The following is an 18,270-nucleotide window of genomic DNA, read 5'->3' on the forward strand; positions in this document are numbered from 1 at the left end:
ATGATGGGGGCAAGGCGATGACAGAGTACTGGTGGTTCATCCTGAAGGGAGCGGGATCGACTATTTCGATCACACTCTTGAGCTGCGCGCTCGCACTGTTTGTCTCGTTTGCTTCCGGTATCGCGTTGCTATCCAAGCGGTTCTTGGTACGCGCCTGTTCTCGCATCTACGTTGAGGTATTTCGCGGCACATCCGTTTTTGTACAATTGTTCGTCGCTTACTATGTTCTCCCTCTTCTTGGTCTGAAACTTAGCCCTATCGTCGCTGGCACCCTGGCCCTTGGCTTCAATGGCGGTGCCTATGCGGCCGAAGTCGTCCGGTCCGCCATTTTAGCCGTCGGGCGAGATCAACGAGAAGCCTCGATTGCGGTGAATTTGACACGTTGGCAAACGATGCGCTGGATCATCTTGCCGCAAGCCTTTGTGATTATGTTGCCGAGCTTCGGCAACATCGCGATAGAAATTATGAAAGGCACGGCCGCTGCCTCGTTAATTTCGGTCCCTGAGCTTACGTTTCAAGCACAGACCGTGCGAGCGCACACGGGAGAAACCGCATTTCCCTTCATACTGATCTTGATCAGCTATCTGGCCATCGCCTCGCTGATTATGGCCGTGGTCCGTTGGCTAGAACGCTCGTTCGGTCGCGGAATTATCAAAGTGGGGGCATGAGGCAGAGATGAATTGGAGCTGGAAATTCGTCGCTGAAATCGCACCCAACCTCGTCCACGGGTTTAGAGTGACGATTCTCGTCACGCTCGTCTCCTATGCCGCCGCTCTCGCGCTAGGGTTGATCTTTACCTTGGCCAGGACGTCTTCCGTCAAGTCGGTGGGAAACAGCGTGCAGCTTCTTTCGGAAGGCATCAGACGCACACCACTGCTGGTTCAGCTGTACTTTTTGTTCTACGTGCTGCCTGATCTTGGAGTCCTGCTCTCACCGTTGACAGCGGGGATCATCGGCCTTGCCATGCACAATGCGGCTTATATTTCCGAGGTTTACCGGGCCGGCGTCGACAACGTATCCGTTGGCCAGTGGGAAGCAGCAAAGGCATGCAACCTCACGCGTGCACAAGCGTGGATACACGTCATACTCCCGCAAGCAATTCCTCCGATGATTGCTCCGCTCGGCAATTATCTGATCGCCATGTTCAAGGAAAGCGCGCTTCTTTCGGCCATCACAGTTCTTGAATTCATGGGTTCTGCTATGGCTGAGGCGGACTACAATTATCGCTACCTCGAGCCGATCACGATCGTTGCGCTCGGATATCTGGCTGCAAGCCTGACTTCTGCGGCAGGAATTAAACTGCTGGAGAAGAGATTCAATCGCTATGCCGCATAGCAGCACTCGTCGGGCCTAGAGCTCCAGCTTGCTCTGATTGGGACTTGCCCACGTGAGGTCAGAGGCGTCTTCTGACATTCCGTCGGTTATGATGCATTATGGAAAGCTTTTGGCCCTGTTCTCCCGGCGCTTCGGATAGGTGAGGCTCAGCATTTTCCTGAGGGGGTTATCTTTGACTCTACGGTTGAATCGCACGTATCGCTGCCTTGGCTGTAAATGATGACTGAGACGGGGCGGCGTGGTTCTCGCCCACAAGCCCGCATCATCGAGGGGAGGCCGGTCGTGCTCGATTCCGGTGAGGGCGCGCCAAGATCAGCTCTGGGGCGATGCCGCCGACGAGGTCCTGCATCGCGTCGATGCTTTAGGCATCGCGTATGTCTAAGCACCCGGCCGCCGAGCCGTTCGGTCATCTCGCGGGCTTCAAGGGCGACGGCTACACACGTAGAATTTCCCCGGGCTCCGCCCTGATCTTCGTCCTTCACGAGCCACGGACTTTCCTGGCCCAAATGTAAGCCAGCTGAAACACCTCCCGGTCGACTTGACTCAGCTTCTCGCCGTGAATCCGGAAAACGCTTCGAAGGCCATCATTGATGACTGGATCTGGCTCGTGGCCAAGCGCGCAGACGGGAAGATCAACGCAGACCACCTTGAGCAAGGTTGGCTAACATGGCGGACACAATAGCTCTTCAGGACGTCTTGACGTCGTCGCCCGAACAGTGGGCGGTCACCCAACTGAAACCGGCCGTAGCACAATCTACGGCCGGCATTCTGCCGAGCTTCAGCCTATTTGACGAACAGCTTGCGCGGCGTCGATGACAACGGCTCGTGGCCCTTGTCGGTCACCGTAAACGACTGAGTAATTGCGATGCCAACGTCATCCAGCCAAAGTCCTGGCATCATATGAAAGCACATGCCAGGGCGGAGAATTGTGTCATCGCCCTTCCGCAGACTGGCGGTGCGCTCCACTGCGCCTGGCGGATAGCCCAAACCGATCGAATAGCCGAGTCTCGCTTCCTTTTCGAGACCATGCCGAGCTAGCGATCGGCGGAATACCTCGGCCACGTCTGAGCATTTCCGGCCAGGCTCAACATAATCGAGGGCAGCGTTCATCGCTTCGACAGCGATTTCGGATAGGTTCTGGAACCCGGGCTTCGGTTTGCCGACCGAGATCGAGCGGCTGAGGTTAACCTGATAGCGCAACCGGTTTCCGAACAGCTCAAGATTGAGCGTTGTTGACTCCGGAAGTGGCTTGTCCGTCCACGCAGCATGCGGCGCAATGGCCCGCTCGGCCACGCAAAGCATCGGCGGGGCGCAGCCGTAGGATCCGCCGAATTCAGGCGTACCAGCCGCCATCTGATAATAGACAGCAGCCGCGATGTCGCATTCGCGAACGCCTGGCGCAACCGCGTCAATCGCCTTGGCCATCATGGCGTCGGCGATCTTTCCCGCTTGACGCATGAGCGCGATTTCGGCCGGGCTCTTTACAGCGCGGATCCAGTTGACGAGCAGATCCGCATCGATGAATTGCGCGGAGGGGAGCGCACGCGCAAAATCGGCGTGTGCGCGCGCGGAATAGTAGTATCCGCCCATTTCCGCGCCGATACGCCCTTTCTCACCGCCAACTTCCTTGACTGTCTCAGCGATAACGTCGTACGCGGAGAAGCTCGCGGAATGGACGTACTTGTCCTCATAAGCCCGAATATTATCCTCATCGAGGTAAGTCGTCATAACCGCAGAAACGCGGTCCATGAAACGGCCGATCCAAATGGGCTGCTCTCTCTTCAAAGACACGATGACGAACTGCGGGACGTAGTAGGAATACGCATCGTAGCCCGTCAGATAGTTCATGTTAGGCGGTTCAGAGATGAGCAAGACATCGATACCCCTCTTGCCCATTTCCCGTTTCACCGCATCCAGGCGAGCGGCGAATTCAATCTTCGCGAAATGCAATTCTCGGTTCAATTCGATTGCCCCTCTCTGGTGCGGCACCGCCGCTGTGAAGTCCCAAACGCAGATCTGCAATTAAAGCCTTATCCCGTGTTTTGCATTCGTTTCCCCTGAGAATGGCCCATTGTATGAAGATGTACTGCGAGTACACATATGTTGTGCAGAAATACTGCGGGCCAAGCCCCTCATGATGAGAACCCGCGGTACCCCGCGCAACGTCGTACATATGCAGAACGACGAAGGTCCGAAAGAGGGGGCGCTGGCTGTCCGGTCACCTGCATCGAAACCCTATCGATTCGGGGGACGATGGTGCTCTGGCAGTTCGAGTTCCAGCAAGGATGATGATAGCGACTTTCCGTGCGCGTCGAGAGACAGTGAACGTGTAACTCCCCCGCCGAGTGCATCGTGCAGCACGAAATTCACTGCTCCGAGCGCGGGCAATTCATAGCGCTCAGCTTTGCCGGCTACGATGTCGGAAAAATGGAGTTTCACCCTTTCCGCGGTGACGTGTTCGAGAAGAAAGGCGTAGTCACCCGCTTCAAAAGCGATAACCGAGATGTTGGATATGTTGCCCTTGTCGCCTGCTCTGGCATGGGCGAGTTCCCGCAACTTCATTTTACACAACCTCATAAGTGATGCTTGGCTGCACCAGGTTACGCGGCACAAGGATCGACGCGGCTGCAATAACCTCATTTGCGGATTTGGTCGCACCGCCACCTCCGGCTGGTCCATTAAGCCACAGCGAGTCCACTTCGTTTCCGATAAGGATCGCCTCTTCAATGGACTGCGTCCGTCCCGCCACTCTGATGCGCACGTCAGGCGGCTCGATAAGAGGCTCGCCACGGAAAGCGCCTCGATGAACGGCATTGACACCAATCATCTCCAATCGAAGCTCGTCGACGTGCACCCCGACAATCTTCAAGCGCTCTTCGACGATCTCCAGCGCGAGCTCTGCGCGCGCCCTTGCGCCCGGTCCAGCATAGGAGATCTGGCCCTCACCAATGAAGCCGTCCCGGTACCCCACTGTCACTTTCAGGGTATCTGTTTTCGGATGCCCCTTACCACCGGTGACGGCAACGCGATCACGGCCAACTTCCTCCAACTTCACCTTGCTGAAGTCTGCGACAACATCAGGTTGGAAATAGCGCGAGGGATCGTGCACTTCATAAAGCAACTGCTCCTTGCACGTCCTCAGACTGATCTCGCCACCACTGCCCTCGACCTTCGTGATGATCGCGGAGCCGTCCTTGCTGACTTCCGCAAGAGGAAAACCTATGCGTGCAAGGTTGCGTACGTCCTTATATCCAGGATCGGCAAAATAGCCCCCGGTCACTTGTCCGGCGCACTCGAGTAGGTGTCCTATCAAAGTGGCCTGTCCAAGGCGATCCCAATCATCCATGCTCCAGCCGAATTCGTGCAGCAACGGACCCACAAAAAGAGACGTATCGCTGGTCCGGCCGGTGATCACGACGTTCGCGCCCTTCGCCAGCGCCTCTACGATCGGCGCCGCCCCAACATATGCATTGGCCGATACGACGCGATCGGCGATATCAGAAAGATGGCCTTGACCATCGACCAACGGAAACTGCCTGCCTATGATGCGTTTAAGGACATCATCTCCCTCAACGGCAGCGATCTTGAGCTCGGCTAGACCTAAGTCCTTCGCAAGCGCCACAACTTTACGCGCTGCGCTTGCAGGATTGGCGGCTCCCATGTTGGTTATGATCTTTGTGCCCTGCCTGACCGCAGCGGGCAACACCGCTTTGAAGCGTGCCTGCAGCAGCGGATCGTAACCCGCCGACGCATCCTTCAGACGTGCCTGCTGAGCCAGCGCTATTGTTCGCTCTGCGAGGCACTCGAAGATCAAATAGTCCAGCTTGCCATGCTCTGCGAGCTCGATGGCCGGCTCGATTCGGTCCCCCGAAAAGCCGGCTCCACAGCCCAGGCGAATAGTCTTCATGGGGGTCCTTTCAGCGTAGCTTTGATCCACAGTAGCTTCGAACGAGTTCCGAGTTGACCGTGATCTCCGTGACCATTCCGTCGCCTATTGACCCCGCTCTCGCGCACTCGATCTGGAAGTTCGAAACCTCGTGGCAGCAGTGTCGAGTGTCTAGCTGAGCACAAGTCGAATCCTCCCGGAGGGCGGCCGCCCTTGATCAAGCCCGTCTGGAGATGCACGGGCACCCATTTCTCAAAGCGGTACCTGCTATTTTGCCATCATGCTACCGCTCGCATGTTTGTGAACTCAACCTGATTTTGCGAGCTGCTTTGAAAAGTAGGACTCTGAGCGCCTTCTGAGCGGTCGCAGGTACAATGAAGATAACAAGAAGAAGGAATGCAGCACCCGATTTCATTCTAAGTCTGCCGCACCCGGAGAACCGCTGGACAACCCCGCCATTCCACGCTGACAGTTGAACGTCCCACGTTACTCGGCTCCTAGCATCTCGTGGGTTCCACGCACGAAGTTGTCGCTCTTGGTCTGAGGACGCGTAAGAACTGCGACAAAGCGCGTGTTGGGGAAACCAAGGCGAATTGCTCAGAAGAGATCGTGGGGCGCTGGCCGCGCCTTCGCGCGCTCTGACAATGACTACACCTGTCGAACGATAGTCTCGCATTTGGTGGCTTTTCAGTAAGGCTGCCGCTACCGGCTCCTGCCGGGACTGCTCTCATGCAGCAAGACATCGTTGTCCGAGCGATCCGGGATCTCTTCCTTCCAGCGCACGGATCCGAACGGTCGCTCCAGCATACGACGAACCCGCACAGGATCGGGACCGACGTGAAAAGCTGCTGCCTCACGCTCCAGCGCGCGCTCCGCTCTCGTCGCGCGGTTACGCTGGCGCAGGTAGTCGAACCAGGTGGGGCAGTGAAAGCGCTCCGTCCAGGAGTCCGGATCGGCAATGTCGCGCGCGATCGACCATCCGTATGCGCCATTACGCTGTCGGAACAGCTGGACGGCCTGCATGGCATTGTGAAACGCCCTCGCATTCTCCTGCGCGACTCGATATTCGATCTCGACTACCAGAGGGCCGCTCCTCCCGGTCAGCGGCAATTTCACGTCGGGATCCTCGAGCAGTTCCGGCTCTTCACCCCGCGCACCAACGCGCGGCATGGGTAGCCAAAGCCCTAGCAAAGGCGAGAGCAGCATTAAGACGGCGGACACCAGAAGCGCCGCTTCCACACCGGCGACATCAGCCAGGCTGCCCCAGCCCCAGCTACCAATGGCAACCCCTCCTGATCCGGCCGCCTGATAGGCTGCCAGGGAGCGACCGGCAACCCAGCGTGGCGCCGATAGCTGCACACCGACGTTGAAAAGAACCCAAGCCATCGTCCACACGGCCCCCGCCAGGACCAGTGCGACCGAGGTCAAGATCGAGTCCTGGCTCAGCGCCGCCGCGACGAGGGCGCCGCCCATCGAGAGCGAGCAGGCCCGGACGGCCGCTTCACCGGTTAGCCGCTTGCGCATTTCCGGAATGTAGATTGCACCAATTACCGCGCCGACGCCGAAAGCGCTCAGCAGAAGACCATAGGTCTGCGCGGCGCCATGCAGGAGATCTCGCGCAACAATAGGCATCAACGCGATTATCGAGCTGCCGATTAGCCCGATCACCATGGAGCGGACCAGAACGATCTTGATGGCGGGGGAATTGGCGATGTATCGCACCCCAGAAATAATGGCGCGGTTGAACTTCTCGCGAGGCAGCCGCGAAGGCTGCGCCACGCGGTTCCATGCAAATAGTGCCCCCATGAGCGGAAGATATAGCAGCGCGTTCAGTGCAAATGACGCTACAGCGCCGGCGGTCGCAACGACGATGCCGCCTAGTGCAGGTCCGACGCTGCGCGCGATATTGTAACTCATACCGTTCAGTGCAACGGCAGCAGGCAGCGCGTCGGGTGGCACCTGCTCACTTATCGACGATTGCCACGTTGGATCCATGAGGGCCACGCCGCTCCCGACCACAAAGCATAAGGCCAGCAACAGCATCGGCGTAACCATGTCGAGCCAAGCAAGTGTGGTCAGCGCAGCGGCACCGGCGAATGCGATTCCCAGAGAAATAAGGGATACGATTCGGCGATCGTGCATGTCGGCGATCGCGCCCGCAGGCATTGCCATAAACATAACCGGAAGCGTAAGCGCAGTCTGAACCAATGCGACCATGTCGGCCGACGACGTCATCTGCGTCATCGCCCAGGCGGCGCCAACGCTGCGAATAAGAGCGCCCATATTTGAGAGAAGACCCGCGAGCCAGACGCGGCGAAAAGTAGCATGGCGAAGCGGCGCTGTGATGCCATCGCCGCCAAGCGTCTCGAGCTTTTGTACGTCGGTCATGTCAGGCGCTGCCGTGCCTCCCTTGACAGAGCAGCCGTTCGTCGGAAGGAAGCGGCTGGCGAACCGCTTCTAGGCAAGCATCCGGCCAGTCAAGCCCGGCCATGCGGATCGATTTAATGATAGAGGCACTCGTCCAGCCGTGAAACATTATAAGCAACAAACGCCTTAGGCGAACCCTGCAATTTCGCGTGCAGAATACTGACTATCCCCGCCTTCTCGCGACCGGCGAACCTACGGAGCTCGACAATCACACACTCGATGTTATTCGCTTCTTCGCTGAGGTGCGCTGAGCGCTCAACAACAATCAGACTACAGCATTACAGCGCAGGTTTTTTGCGTTGTGGTGCAGTCGCGCGCTGAAAAAGCGCATCCCGAGGCGCCTTGGTCAGAGATACCGCCTCGTGGACGAACCGCTGCACCGTGTCTTAAGAAAATGTGGGCTGGACGGTCGGAGCGGTGAGATCGACGAGGGGATCGACGCTCCCCGCTCTGTCACTTTCGATCACTCGATCCTCGAAACATTTCTTGATGCTGAGTGCGCCAGTGCTCCGCTGGTCGTCCTGCGCGACCGCATCGCTGACACTACCAAAGAACCTCACGTTTTAACGGTCCTAAGCACGGAGCGCAGCGCCGATATTGCCTTGAGATGCTCCTCGTCCTGGAAGGGATCGCGAATGTTTCGCGCGTGCCACAGTTGGTCAGCACGAACGATATCATGCTGCTACTCGCAGCAAAGCCGGCGATGCCGACGAGCCGGCTGACCTCTATTTGGATTCAACTATACTTCGCGTCGGTATCATTTCCGGTTAGCCTGCAGGATTGCAGCGCGCGACCTCATATTTTTGCGCGCCATACGGCTATGAGCCGTGTCTTCCGATCCGGTGGTCGCCACCGCGATCCTCGACCGGCTCCTGCACCACAGCCACGTGCTGACCATCCGCGGCGACAGCTACCGGCTCCGCCAAGCGAAGAGCGGTCGCATCAAGCCGGCCGCCGCTGACGGCCCTCCGGTGGGCTCCGCCTCCTCCGTCCCGTCAGCGCGGCGGAGCCAACCTTCAACCGACATTTGAACCCAAGGATGAGGGCAGTTCTTCATGACGCAAAGGGGCAATTCCGCATGGCCTTTGACAGTGGAAAGGCTGGCAATTAGATTCGGCCAAGAGTCGAGTCCAACATAAGCCAGTCCGGTCCGGCGCGACGGGCTATGCTGAGAAAAGCTCCAGCTTCGCTGCCTCGATTGAGAGCTGCTGCCGCCAAACCCACGTCGGTTTGAGCATCGCAACCGAAACCGAAGGAGTCCGGCGCTCGGGATTTCCGAACAGAACCCACCATCAAGGGGCGGCGAGCGCGGGCATGGCGTGACTTGATTACGCGCCGAACAGAGCGCCGATCGGTGCCACTGAGGTCCTCCGATCTAGCCCCGGATGTGTGTGCCAGTCTCCGATATAGACGTGCGAACGCCCAGATTGATGGGACGTTTCCTCCTTGACTCGCAGGGCCGCTCCCTCGGAGCGGCCCTCTTATGAATAGTGTACGCAGCGTACGTGATCCACCCAGTGCATGGCATTCAAGCGTTATGGAAAGGCAAGCGCCTCATCGCGGCATGGGCGTCTTCATCACACTTAATTTGGCTATACGAGATCTACTGGCCGCGTGACGCGGTTCAACGGCGACTCCAGACCCGCAGAGCACATACAGGTCGAAACGAACGAGGGGCTGAGGGCTCACGTTTGGATTTGGGCACCCGGTCGAGGCGGAGCTCGACGACCTGTTGAGCGATTGTGCCGATTGTCACATCATCCGCTGCCCACAGACGTGCCCAAAACGAAAGCGGACACCTGGGCAATCGTTGCTGAGATCGCGTACACGAGATGCGAAATCCACAAGATGCTACATGATTAGAAAATTACGAGCCATCGAGCAAAAAGACCCGTTCCCATGAGCGACTCGTAAGCGCGCCGACGCCCTGTGGGATGGCCGCTGTGGGCTTCCCCAGGGAGATCTACTATACCCAACAGCATCTACGCGAACTTGCCGCCGTCAGAAGGCTCGCACCTTCGAACGTCCCCCGATCGAGATCGGGGGAACTTGCTCACGATCGACTCCGGCAATCTCTTACTTCTCGGCCGATCGCCGTGGGCAGCCGTCGCGCGAGCGCGTTCTCAGCCTATGTCTTCAGAGCGACTATCTGTCGTCTCTTCCGAGGGTCTGTTGAATAAGAGCTCGGAGACACATACCCCGGGCGGATCGGCAGGCATCAACCACCAGCTTCCAAGGTAAGTGTTGCGCGGGGTCTCTTTACTCGAGGCCGACCTGTCAGGAGAAATGCCCAGCCAGGAGCGCCACTTTGTCCACGACGACATCAACGATCCTCCTTTCGCGGATTAGCTAAACCAATACTCTCTCCGTGGCGTCGTATTCACCTGGCTAAACACCCCTATCGACGTGCCGATTGATTGTCGCGGCCGCTACGCCGACAGCTCGTTAAGTCTAGGGCACGTTGACCGGTGGTATGGACGCGGTCGGGAGCGGCACGATGCCATCGTGGTGCTGACCACGTGCCATCAAAATGGTCACAAACGCGAGAAGAAGAGGCAGAGGTCCTTGCATTAGTGAAAGCTCTGTCGCGGAAATGGGTCAGAGCGCCTGCGCACGCTAACGTTGGCAAGCAACGTTGTGGCGCACCTGAAACTCTTCAGCCGGTCCAAAGCGTCGACTCCTCAGCCGCAGTGATCTTACACTGTAATCCTGCCTTTTGCCGCAAGACGGCGAACTGTCCAGCGATTTCGCCGAAACAATGCGCGATTTAGCGGCAACGGCAGGATTGGTGCGCCGGATGGGCGTAGTAGTGTCGGGACTGTTTTGTCAGGGCTGTATCGTCAGGGCTGTATCGTCAGGGTTGAAGATCAGCGACTGCCACTCTTTTTTCCAAATTGCGACCGAAAACGATAATGCGCAATCTAGACCCCGTGTCAGGTAGAATGCTCGCATTGACGGCAGCCGGCCTCGGGCTGCTCTGGCCGAACCTGTTCGCCCGTGCCTTCATCTATCATTGACACACTCGTAGGGCCCTTCAGGTACAGCTTTTCGTCGAGAACCGTACAATGCTTGGCAGCCATCGCTCACTCCCGATGGCACCGCCCGGCTGGCTCGAAATCCAAGGCAGGCTTGGTATCACCATCGGGAGGGCTTTACTCTAGTTCAGCGCAAGACCTCCTGGGCGAACGAGTTCGATCCCGACTCTCTGCGCGATAAGTATATCTGGAAGAAATGGTTTCCTTCATTATGGACTATTTCGGCCATCATGGGTGGTGCCCAACGGGACGCCATCATTATTCGTACGTCCGGCCAGGCCCTGCCACCGCAAGAGGGGCTCCGCCCACTCGTAAAGAACATGGCGGCTGGATGGGCAGACGTTGATTACTCGCGAATCGCTGGCCCTATGATGGCCGCACGTGAGGACCAGATTCAGGGCAACACCATTCGCTCGTACTCTCGTTTGATGATCATCCAGGCGTGGCATATTCTGTCGGCGCCCCACAGGCCTTCCCGCTAGCAGTTTGCGATGGCAGCTCCATGCTCGACGATGATCTCCTTCAAATCAACTACAGCAAATTCGGCATCATGCATAAGGCATGGCATGCATATTTCAGCGATCGCCAGCGCTGGTACTACTTCCCGGAAATGACCTCAGACGAGTTCATTCTGTTCAAAGGTTATGACTGTGAGGACAACTATCCCCAGGTCATTCATGCCGCATTTGATAATCGTCGTGCGTACCCCAATGCAAAGCCGCGCAAGAGCGTCGAGGCCCGCTTCGTCGTCCTTTGACTGATGCTGCTGCGGCGGCTTAGGGCATCGGCAACTCCAAAGACCGCCCCTTCAATTAATGGAAGATGGCGCTCCCTAGATCCGGCCAGCAAGTGCGAGGGGGGCGCGCCGTCGATCCTACGGATCGAGACCCATTGCGAGACTTGCGTCGCGATCGCCGACATAGGCGGGCGGCGACTTAAGCTTCGGATGGCGCCTCAATGGGAATCGCAAAGCCCGCTTTTACCCGGTCCATGATAACCATTGTCTTGAATCCCTTGATGTCCGGATTTTCATAGAAGAAGACTCGGGTGAACTCCTCGTAGTCCTCCATGCTTTGTGCTGTGACGTATAGGACAAAGTCGGCCTCGCCAGTCACGTAAAATCCATTGACGACCTCCGCCGACGACTTGATGGCCTTTTTGAACCTGTCGACTATATCTGAACGCTCGCGCTCCATGATCACAAGCACTAGCATTTGGATTGGCCTTCCTACAGCCCGTGGCGAAACGATCGAGACATCAGCCTCGATGATTCCTTCCGAACGAAGCCTCTTCAGTCGTCGTTGACAGCCGGTCGCGGAAAGTCCCACCACCTCGCCTAGCGCCTCCGACGTTAGTCGGTTATTCTTTTGTATGACCTCAAGGATACGGGCATCTATTCGGTCATATTGTTGCATAGCTGGCCTCCCGTCTTCTTCCGGCGCACAATGGAGCGATCCTGCAGCAAAATAGCTCATCAGTCGCCAAATGCGATGAAAACATGCGCGATCTTACCATCGCGGCTCGCTATGGCAATCAATTGTGTGAGCGTCCTGATCAAGCTCTGGAGCGATCAGCAGTTACCAGCCTTTACGCGCGAGGACGCGCTTGTGGTTTTAGTAACCTCAAGCGCTGCGTTCGGTCTCGAGCCCTCAATGAGGAGCGAGCATACGGAGCAACTCCACTTGTTGCTCACGCGGCAAGGCACCCCCAAGAGGCGCATCTCGAGGCGCACGCAGCCCACCACAAGGCACAGAGCTTGGTCACATTGAGCTTAAGACGCGAGTGCGATGTAGCTTCCGAATCGACGAACGCAGCTCCTGGCCCCCGGTATGATGGAAAAAGCTAGCCATGCGGCAAAAGACCGCCTAGCAACCTGAACATGCCCTGGCTCTCACTGAACACGATCTTTCGCCTTATCAGCAGTTTTCCGGCGTTGCGGTTTCGCCTGCCTCATGATGATTGGAGGTTTTGGCTAGCCATTGGTCGCATCAAAAGCTTTCCGTCGCGGACCTTCAAGCAGGTTTACTTCGATGCAGGCTCGGATGTTAAAGAAATTCGGCTGAGCGACTCGATAGACTGCGGTAGCAGACCGGGATAGTCGGCGCTCAACAACCAGAGGGATCTCGACATATTGGGCGCGGCTCCGAAACAACTCTGGTCGAGGGCGCCCTCCAACAGTGAGATACGCTCGAAGGACTGCTCCAGCCGTCGGAGACTTTCGAAATGCCGTATTACTCTTTTGACCTCGTCATTGGCGAGGAGTACAAGAATCAGGGCGGGCTGATCCTTGAAAATATTGAGCTGGCGGCCGATCGGGCGCAGCAGCTGGCGACCGAGCTTTCTATCGTACATCCGGAGTTGAAGTTCAAAGGCTGTGCGGTGCGGGTGACCAGCAACGAGAATGCCGAAGTTTATCGGACGCCACTTGACCCAATTCCATCTTGGATGACGCCTCGCTCCTAAGCATCAGCACCGATCCAGAACAGCCGGTTGCGGCGTCATCTTTCCTGACAATTTGCCGACCCCGTCAGCTTCAACAGATCGTCGTGCACAGAGTACGGATATTTGTTCAAGACAGACGCGCCGGAGTGACTGTGGCTGCCGCAGCGCGCGGGTACAATCTCGGCCTGAGTCACAACGCTAAGTTGATTAGACGGCTCTGAGGCTTAGGCTCCGCCCCCTAACTTAGGTCGCCGTGCCGGACGACGTTGGAACAGGCTCCCGAGGCGATCTCCCGGGACTGCTGCTTCAAGCCACGTCGAAATGCGCGGCAACGCATCATCCCGCATAATTTCACCGCCTATAAGGCAATCTTCGCCGTCCTTATGCGCCTGCGCATATTACGACCGTGCTTAGCGACACGAACCGAGAATAAGAGGCCAATGGCTGGTCAGTTTACGGTCATGCAACCAGCCTCGGTATTTCCTGCTCAATCAAACCCCAGTTGCCAGGCGACCCGGAAGGGTAGCCTTTTGCGTTTGGGACGATATCTCGCAAGCATCGGGTATTGCGCCTCCCCGCAACCACCGATGCTTGAGATAGCAAATAGAGTCCCGGCCTCCGAAAGGAAGCCGGGGTTCCTCTTGCCTTCCGCAAACCGCAGGATCGCAGCGAGGTCGCCGCGTAGCGCAATCGCGAGTTCTTCCGTCTCGAGCACGAGTGGTGTCTGCAGCGCAGTGCTTGCCGCATTCGGGCGACCGGCTCAGCTTCCGGCAGCAGGAATCAAAGCGCAGGATTTTAGCGCTTGCTCAGAAAACCGCCTCTGTGCAAGACAATTGGTCCCTATCCGCGCAATAAGGGGAACCGCTGTGTGCAGCGTTACTTGCTCACACGAGATCTCGGTAGTGGTAGAAGCTGCAATCGGAAAGGGGCGTCCGGTCGGTTCGAGCAAAATACGTCGCGACGCGTGCGGCGGCCACTTCGGCATTCCCGTTCGTCAGGTGTAAGCGGCAAAGAGACCCCGTCTGGCGGAGTGGGGAGCGATCGGCTGTCGGCTGCGGAGTCTGTGAGCCGATGTGAGCTTCTATGTCTGTACCTAGTTCTGAAACTAGAACCGTCCATATGATCGAAGCGGTCGCCGAGCGTCTTGAGGGGCTCCGCGACAACTTCGCCGACGCTGGTCGGATGAGTTCAAGGCACAAGTGGTGGCAGAGGCGCTGGAGCCCGGCGCGAGTGTATCGGGGATCGCCCATCGGATCGGCATTCACCCGTCGCAGCTCTTCGCCTGGCGTCGCGATGCTCGGGCCGAACGAACTTACCCCTCGCAATCTTCGCGTCGCGAAGCCGCGATGGCGTGCATGTCACTGATCGAGATTGCCATTGGCGAGGTGGTCGTGCGCGCCGGCGTGGATGTCGACGAGGCGCATTTGCAGCGGGTGATCCGGGCGGTCCGTTCGGCATGAACCCCTCTGGTGTGAAGGTGTTCCGTAAGCGGCAAGCTGAGGCGGTCAGGCGGCGTGGTTCCATGGCATAAGCGCGTCGATTTCGCTGCTCGGCCAGCCGTTGGCGATACGCTGAAGCGCGAGAGCAAGCCAAGCCAACGGATCGACGTTGCTCATTTTCGCCGTCTGCAGCAGCGTTGCGATGGTCGCCCAGGTTCGTCCGCCGCCGTCGCTGCCAGCGAAGAGGCTATTCTTTCTCGTGATTGTTTGTGGCCTGATGGCACCTTCGACGATATTGGAGTCGAGCTCGATGCGGCCATGGGTCAGGAAGCGTTCGAAGATGGTACGGCGCGAGACGGCATAACGGATCGCCTCAGCCAGTTTTGATTTGTCGGAGACCCGCCGCAAGGTCTGCTGCCAGAAATCGAAGAGATCTGCGACGATCGCCGCGGAGGCTTGCTGGCGCGCGGCAACGCGGGTGTCGGGGCTTTGACCGCGCACGGATTTATCGACCTGCCAGAGCCTTGCCATCCGCTCGACCGTCGCCGTTGCCACTTCCGAGCTCCCTGCAACACGCAGCTCGTAGAACTTGCGCCTGCTGTGTGACCAACAGCCAGCCAATGTGATGCCATCATTGCCGGGATCTCGCGCGAGCTAGTTATAGGCGGCATAGCCATCCACTTGGAGGATGCCACGATAACCATTGAGATGCTGGACCGCGCATTCGCCGGAGTGGCTGTCTTCAAAACGATAAGCCACGATCGGGGGACCGTTACAGCCAAACGTTCGGTCATCCCTGGCATAGGCCCATAAGTAGGCCGTCTTTGTCGATCCGGAGCCCGGAGCGAGCGTCGGCAAGGTGGTTTCGTCGGCAAAGACCCGTTCGGCCTTCTTGACCTCGCTGAAGACGTAGTCGGCCACGATCTCGAGCTCGAAGCCGAGCTTGCCCATCCATTGCGCCATCAGCTGACGGTCGAGCTCGGCCTTGTCGCGGGGCGTAGATAGCCTGCTGCCGGTGGAACGGCAGGCCGTCGGCATATTTGGCGACCGCGATCTGGGCCAGAAGCGCTTCCGTCGGAACGTCTCCTTCGCGCGCACGACCACCTCGCCAATGGCAATCTCGATCAGTGACATGCACGCCATCGCGGCTTTGCGACGCGAAGATTGCGAGGGGTAAGTTCGTTCGGCCCGAGCATCGCGACGCCAGGCGAAGAGCTGCGACGGGTGAATGCCGATCCGATGGGCGATCCCCGATACACTCGCGCCGGGCTCCAGCGCCTCTGCCACCACTTGTGCCTTGAACTCATCCGACCAGCGTCGGCGAAGTTGTCGCGGAGCCCCTCAAGACGCTCGGCGACCGCTTCGATCATATGGACGGTTCTAGTTTCAGAACTAGGTACAGACATAGAAGCTCACATCGGCTCACAGACTCCGCAGCCGATAGCCGATCGCTCCCCACTCCGCCAGACGGGGTCTCTTTGCCGCTTACTTTACGTCTGCACTCATTGTCGGATCTTCGACATGTTGGACATGAGACAGAGCGTGCGGCCAGGGTGATCGTATTGTTCTGACGCGATTTTATCCTTTGGCACGACGCATGCAGGGCTATCCGCAAGCGCGCTGCGCTGCGGAGACGTCATCGCCGAACCTGTAGCAGGGGGCATAGCATGAGAGTTCCGGCCAAATTGCCGTCCAATCGACGCTTCGGCGTCACATTCTGCGCCGTATTTCTGGCGTCGGGCGCATACGCGGCCATCATGGGACGCCCCGCTGCGGCTTACGTGTCGCTCTTTGCGATCAGTGTCGCATTCGGCGGCATAGCATTGGCCGTTCCGCGAATTCTCGCGCCGCTCAACCTACTCTGGTTCTACTTCGGCGAGTTGCTAGGACGGATAGTGAGCCCGCTGGTTCTGGGTATCATTTATTTCGGGCTTCTAGCACCGATTGCCTTCGTCGCTCGCTTGCTCGGGCGCGACGAGCTTCATTTGAAGCGACGACAGGTCGCGAGCTACTGGATCATTCGCAGCCCGCCATGTCCGACAGGTCAGTCTTTCACAAACCAGTTCTGAGGCGCAGATGTATCTCTTCATCACGGAACTCTGGGCTTTCATGCGAGTTCGCAAAAAGATGTGGCTCGCACCTCTAGTTGCTCTCATGGTTGTCATAGCCGCTCTGCTCGTTCTGGCACAAGGCTCTGTCATTTCGCCGTTTGTTTACGCGCTGTTTTGACCGATGAATATCCTGGGCATCTCAGCTTACTACCATGACTCTGCCGCTTGTCTCGTTTCAGACGGCGAACTGGTAGCTGCCGCGCAAGAAGAACGCTTTACGCGGAAAAAACACGATCCAGGCTTTCCTGCCTATGCAGCTCGTTACTGTCTCAGCGCCCGAGGGCTATGTCCAGCCGACGTCGACTATGTCGTCTTCTACGACAAACCCTTTAGCAAATTCGAGCGGATCTTTGAAACCTATCTAGCTTTCGCGCCAAAGGGATTTAAGAGCTTCGCAACGTCGATGCCGGTTTGGTTAAAGGACAAGCTGTTTCAAAGAAGGCTGATTTCGGAAGCGCTGAACGAACATCTTGGGTGTGATACTGATTGGTCAAATCGACTTCGCTTTTCAGAGCACCATCTCAGTCACGCCGCGTCGGCGTTCTTCCCTTCGCCGTTTCACGAAGCCGCAGTGTTGACGATGGATGGAGTAGGGGAGTGGGCGACAACCTCACTTGCAATCGGTAAGGGAAGGGAACTATCGGTCTACAGGGAGATCCACTTTCCGCATTCAATTGGTCTGCTGTACTCAGCGTTCACCTACTACACCGGGTTCAAGGTGAACTCCGGTGAGTACAAGGTAATGGGACTGGCGCCCTATGGCGAGCCCAAGTACGTGCATCTGATAAAAGAGCACCTGATCAACATCAAAGAGGACGGGTCATTCCATCTGGACATGAGCTTCTTTGATTATTGTGCCGGACTAAGGATGACCAATGGTCGGTTCGATAAGCTGTTTGGTGGCCCGGCCAGACGACCGGAAGCTAGATTGACGCAGAGGGAGATGGATCTGGCGGCCTCCATTCAGGCGATTACCGAGGAGGTTGTCCTAAAGCTTGCAAGGGAAATCCGGACCACAACGGGGCAGAGAAATCTCTGCCTCGCAGGAGGAGTAGCACTGAATTGTGTTGCAAACGGAAAGCTCCTGCGCGAAGAGCTCTTCGATAACATCTGGATTCAGCCGGCTGCCGGCGACGCCGGCGGCGCAGTGGGCGCAGCACTCGCTGCCTACCATCTCATGCTTGAAAAGCCCAGGAGCATCCATTCGGGCGACAGCATGAACGGCGCGTATCTCGGGCCAGAGTTCAGCCAGTGCGAAATCGAAGAGAGCCTAGGAAGGGCCGGCGCGGTATTCACGATCGAAGCCGACGAAGCACTGATTGACAATGTCGCACATGCTCTCGTTGACGGTAAGGCGGTTGGTTGGATGCAGGGTCGGATGGAGTTTGGCCCGCGAGCGCTCGGCGGTCGCTCCATCATCGCTGACCCCCGCTCACCAACTGTCCAGAAGCAGCTAAATCTCAAGGTGAAATATCGCGAGTCTTTCCGTCCATTCGCGCCGAGTGTTCTGCGAGAGGACGTATCGGAGTGGTTTCAGCTGGAGTCCGACAGCCCATACACTGTCTCTTATACACATCTGACGCTGCCGACGAACT

At 57.7% G+C, this 18,270-nt stretch carries 13 protein-coding genes and 3 pseudogenes; 9 read left to right on the forward strand and 7 right to left on the reverse strand.

Features of this window, described 5'->3' with window-relative positions; all coding sequences use genetic code 11:
• Positions 1-17 precede the first annotated feature (17 nt).
• A complete protein-coding gene (ehuC, locus tag IF809_RS26665) occupies positions 18-668 on the forward strand; it encodes an ectoine/hydroxyectoine ABC transporter permease subunit EhuC (protein ID WP_441258679.1) in 651 nt (216 codons plus the stop codon).
• A 7-nt stretch (positions 669-675) separates the two neighbouring features.
• Entirely contained in the window at positions 676-1,335 is a 660-nt protein-coding gene (gene ehuD, locus IF809_RS26670; protein WP_441258680.1) for an ectoine/hydroxyectoine ABC transporter permease subunit EhuD, read from the forward strand.
• Positions 1,336-2,118: 783 nt separating this feature from the next.
• Here the strand turns inward: ehuD and IF809_RS26675 are convergent.
• From IF809_RS26675 to IF809_RS26690, 4 genes are all read right to left on the reverse strand, one after another.
• Positions 2,119-3,357 (reverse strand): M24 family metallopeptidase, encoded by a 1,239-nt coding sequence (locus tag IF809_RS26675; RefSeq protein WP_441258681.1) that lies wholly within the window; start codon positions 3,355-3,357, stop codon positions 2,119-2,121.
• Between the two features lie 213 nt (positions 3,358-3,570).
• A complete protein-coding gene (locus IF809_RS26680; protein ID WP_441258682.1) occupies positions 3,571-3,897 on the reverse strand; it encodes an AtuA-related protein in 327 nt (108 codons plus the stop codon).
• Between the two features lies 1 nt (position 3,898).
• Positions 3,899-5,242 carry an acyclic terpene utilization AtuA family protein gene (locus IF809_RS26685; protein WP_441258683.1) on the reverse strand — a complete coding sequence of 448 codons (1,344 nt, stop codon included), beginning with the start codon at positions 5,240-5,242 and terminating at the stop codon, positions 3,899-3,901.
• 681 nt (positions 5,243-5,923) lie between these two features.
• Entirely contained in the window at positions 5,924-7,609 is a 1,686-nt protein-coding gene (locus IF809_RS26690; protein WP_441258684.1) for an MFS transporter, read from the reverse strand.
• Positions 7,610-8,472: 863 nt separating this feature from the next.
• Between IF809_RS26690 and IF809_RS26695 the strand changes: the two are divergent.
• Positions 8,473-8,707 (forward strand): annotated as a pseudogene (locus IF809_RS26695) (ATP-binding protein); the annotation flags it as partial.
• A gap of 2,418 nt (positions 8,708-11,125) precedes the next feature.
• Entirely contained in the window at positions 11,126-11,440 is a 315-nt protein-coding gene (locus tag IF809_RS26700; RefSeq protein ID WP_441258685.1) for a CmcJ/NvfI family oxidoreductase, read from the forward strand.
• A gap of 178 nt (positions 11,441-11,618) precedes the next feature.
• Here IF809_RS26700 and IF809_RS26705 read toward each other — a convergent pair whose 3' ends face one another.
• Entirely contained in the window at positions 11,619-12,098 is a 480-nt protein-coding gene (locus tag IF809_RS26705) for an Lrp/AsnC family transcriptional regulator (protein WP_441258686.1), read from the reverse strand.
• An 808-nt stretch (positions 12,099-12,906) separates the two neighbouring features.
• Between IF809_RS26705 and IF809_RS26710 the strand changes: the two genes are divergently transcribed.
• Together IF809_RS26710 and IF809_RS26715 are read left to right on the forward strand one after the other, a co-directional pair.
• Positions 12,907-13,146 (forward strand): hypothetical protein, encoded by a 240-nt coding sequence (locus tag IF809_RS26710; protein WP_441258687.1) that lies wholly within the window; start codon positions 12,907-12,909, stop codon positions 13,144-13,146.
• A 1,181-nt stretch (positions 13,147-14,327) separates the two neighbouring features.
• Complete coding sequence (locus tag IF809_RS26715) at positions 14,328-14,585, forward strand: transposase (protein ID WP_441258688.1); 258 nt, start codon at positions 14,328-14,330, stop codon at positions 14,583-14,585.
• 45 nt (positions 14,586-14,630) lie between these two features.
• Here IF809_RS26715 and tnpC read toward each other — a convergent pair.
• Both tnpC and IF809_RS26725 read right to left on the reverse strand, forming a co-directional pair.
• Positions 14,631-15,654 (reverse strand): annotated as a pseudogene (gene tnpC / locus IF809_RS26720) (IS66 family transposase); the annotation flags it as partial.
• Positions 15,655-15,788: 134 nt separating this feature from the next.
• A pseudogene (locus IF809_RS26725) lies at positions 15,789-15,854 on the reverse strand (transposase); the annotation flags it as partial.
• Between the two features lie 377 nt (positions 15,855-16,231).
• Between IF809_RS26725 and IF809_RS26730 the strand changes: the two are divergent.
• The 3 genes from IF809_RS26730 to IF809_RS26740 all read left to right on the forward strand — a co-directional run.
• Complete coding sequence (locus tag IF809_RS26730; RefSeq protein WP_441258689.1) at positions 16,232-16,633, forward strand: SxtJ family membrane protein; 402 nt, start codon at positions 16,232-16,234, stop codon at positions 16,631-16,633.
• A gap of 7 nt (positions 16,634-16,640) precedes the next feature.
• On the forward strand, positions 16,641-16,793 hold the full coding sequence (locus IF809_RS26735) for a DUF5989 family protein (protein WP_441258690.1): 153 nt from the start codon (positions 16,641-16,643) through the stop codon (positions 16,791-16,793).
• Between the two features lie 3 nt (positions 16,794-16,796).
• On the forward strand, positions 16,797-18,270 hold a 1,474-nt coding region (locus IF809_RS26740; RefSeq protein ID WP_462838994.1), incomplete at its 3' end, for a carbamoyltransferase family protein.

Source organism: Bradyrhizobium sp. UFLA06-24 (genome assembly GCF_054967145.1).

Excerpts from the sequence above, each read along its gene's own strand:
- IF809_RS26735 (WP_441258690.1), top strand. The coding sequence starts at position 16,641 with ATGTATCTCTTCATCACGGAACTCTGGGCTTTCATGCGAGTTCGCAAA.
- ehuC (WP_441258679.1), top strand. The coding sequence starts at position 18 with ATGACAGAGTACTGGTGGTTCATCCTGAAGGGAGCGGGATCGACTATT.
- IF809_RS26730 (WP_441258689.1), top strand. The coding sequence starts at position 16,232 with ATGAGAGTTCCGGCCAAATTGCCGTCCAATCGACGCTTCGGCGTCACA.
- IF809_RS26705 (WP_441258686.1), bottom strand. The coding sequence starts at position 12,098 with ATGCAACAATATGACCGAATAGATGCCCGTATCCTTGAGGTCATACAA.
- IF809_RS26690 (WP_441258684.1), bottom strand. The coding sequence starts at position 7,609 with ATGACCGACGTACAAAAGCTCGAGACGCTTGGCGGCGATGGCATCACA.
- IF809_RS26710 (WP_441258687.1), top strand. The coding sequence starts at position 12,907 with ATGCCGTATTACTCTTTTGACCTCGTCATTGGCGAGGAGTACAAGAAT.
- IF809_RS26685 (WP_441258683.1), bottom strand. The coding sequence starts at position 5,242 with ATGAAGACTATTCGCCTGGGCTGTGGAGCCGGCTTTTCGGGGGACCGA.
- IF809_RS26680 (WP_441258682.1), bottom strand. The coding sequence starts at position 3,897 with ATGAAGTTGCGGGAACTCGCCCATGCCAGAGCAGGCGACAAGGGCAAC.
- ehuD (WP_441258680.1), top strand. The coding sequence starts at position 676 with ATGAATTGGAGCTGGAAATTCGTCGCTGAAATCGCACCCAACCTCGTC.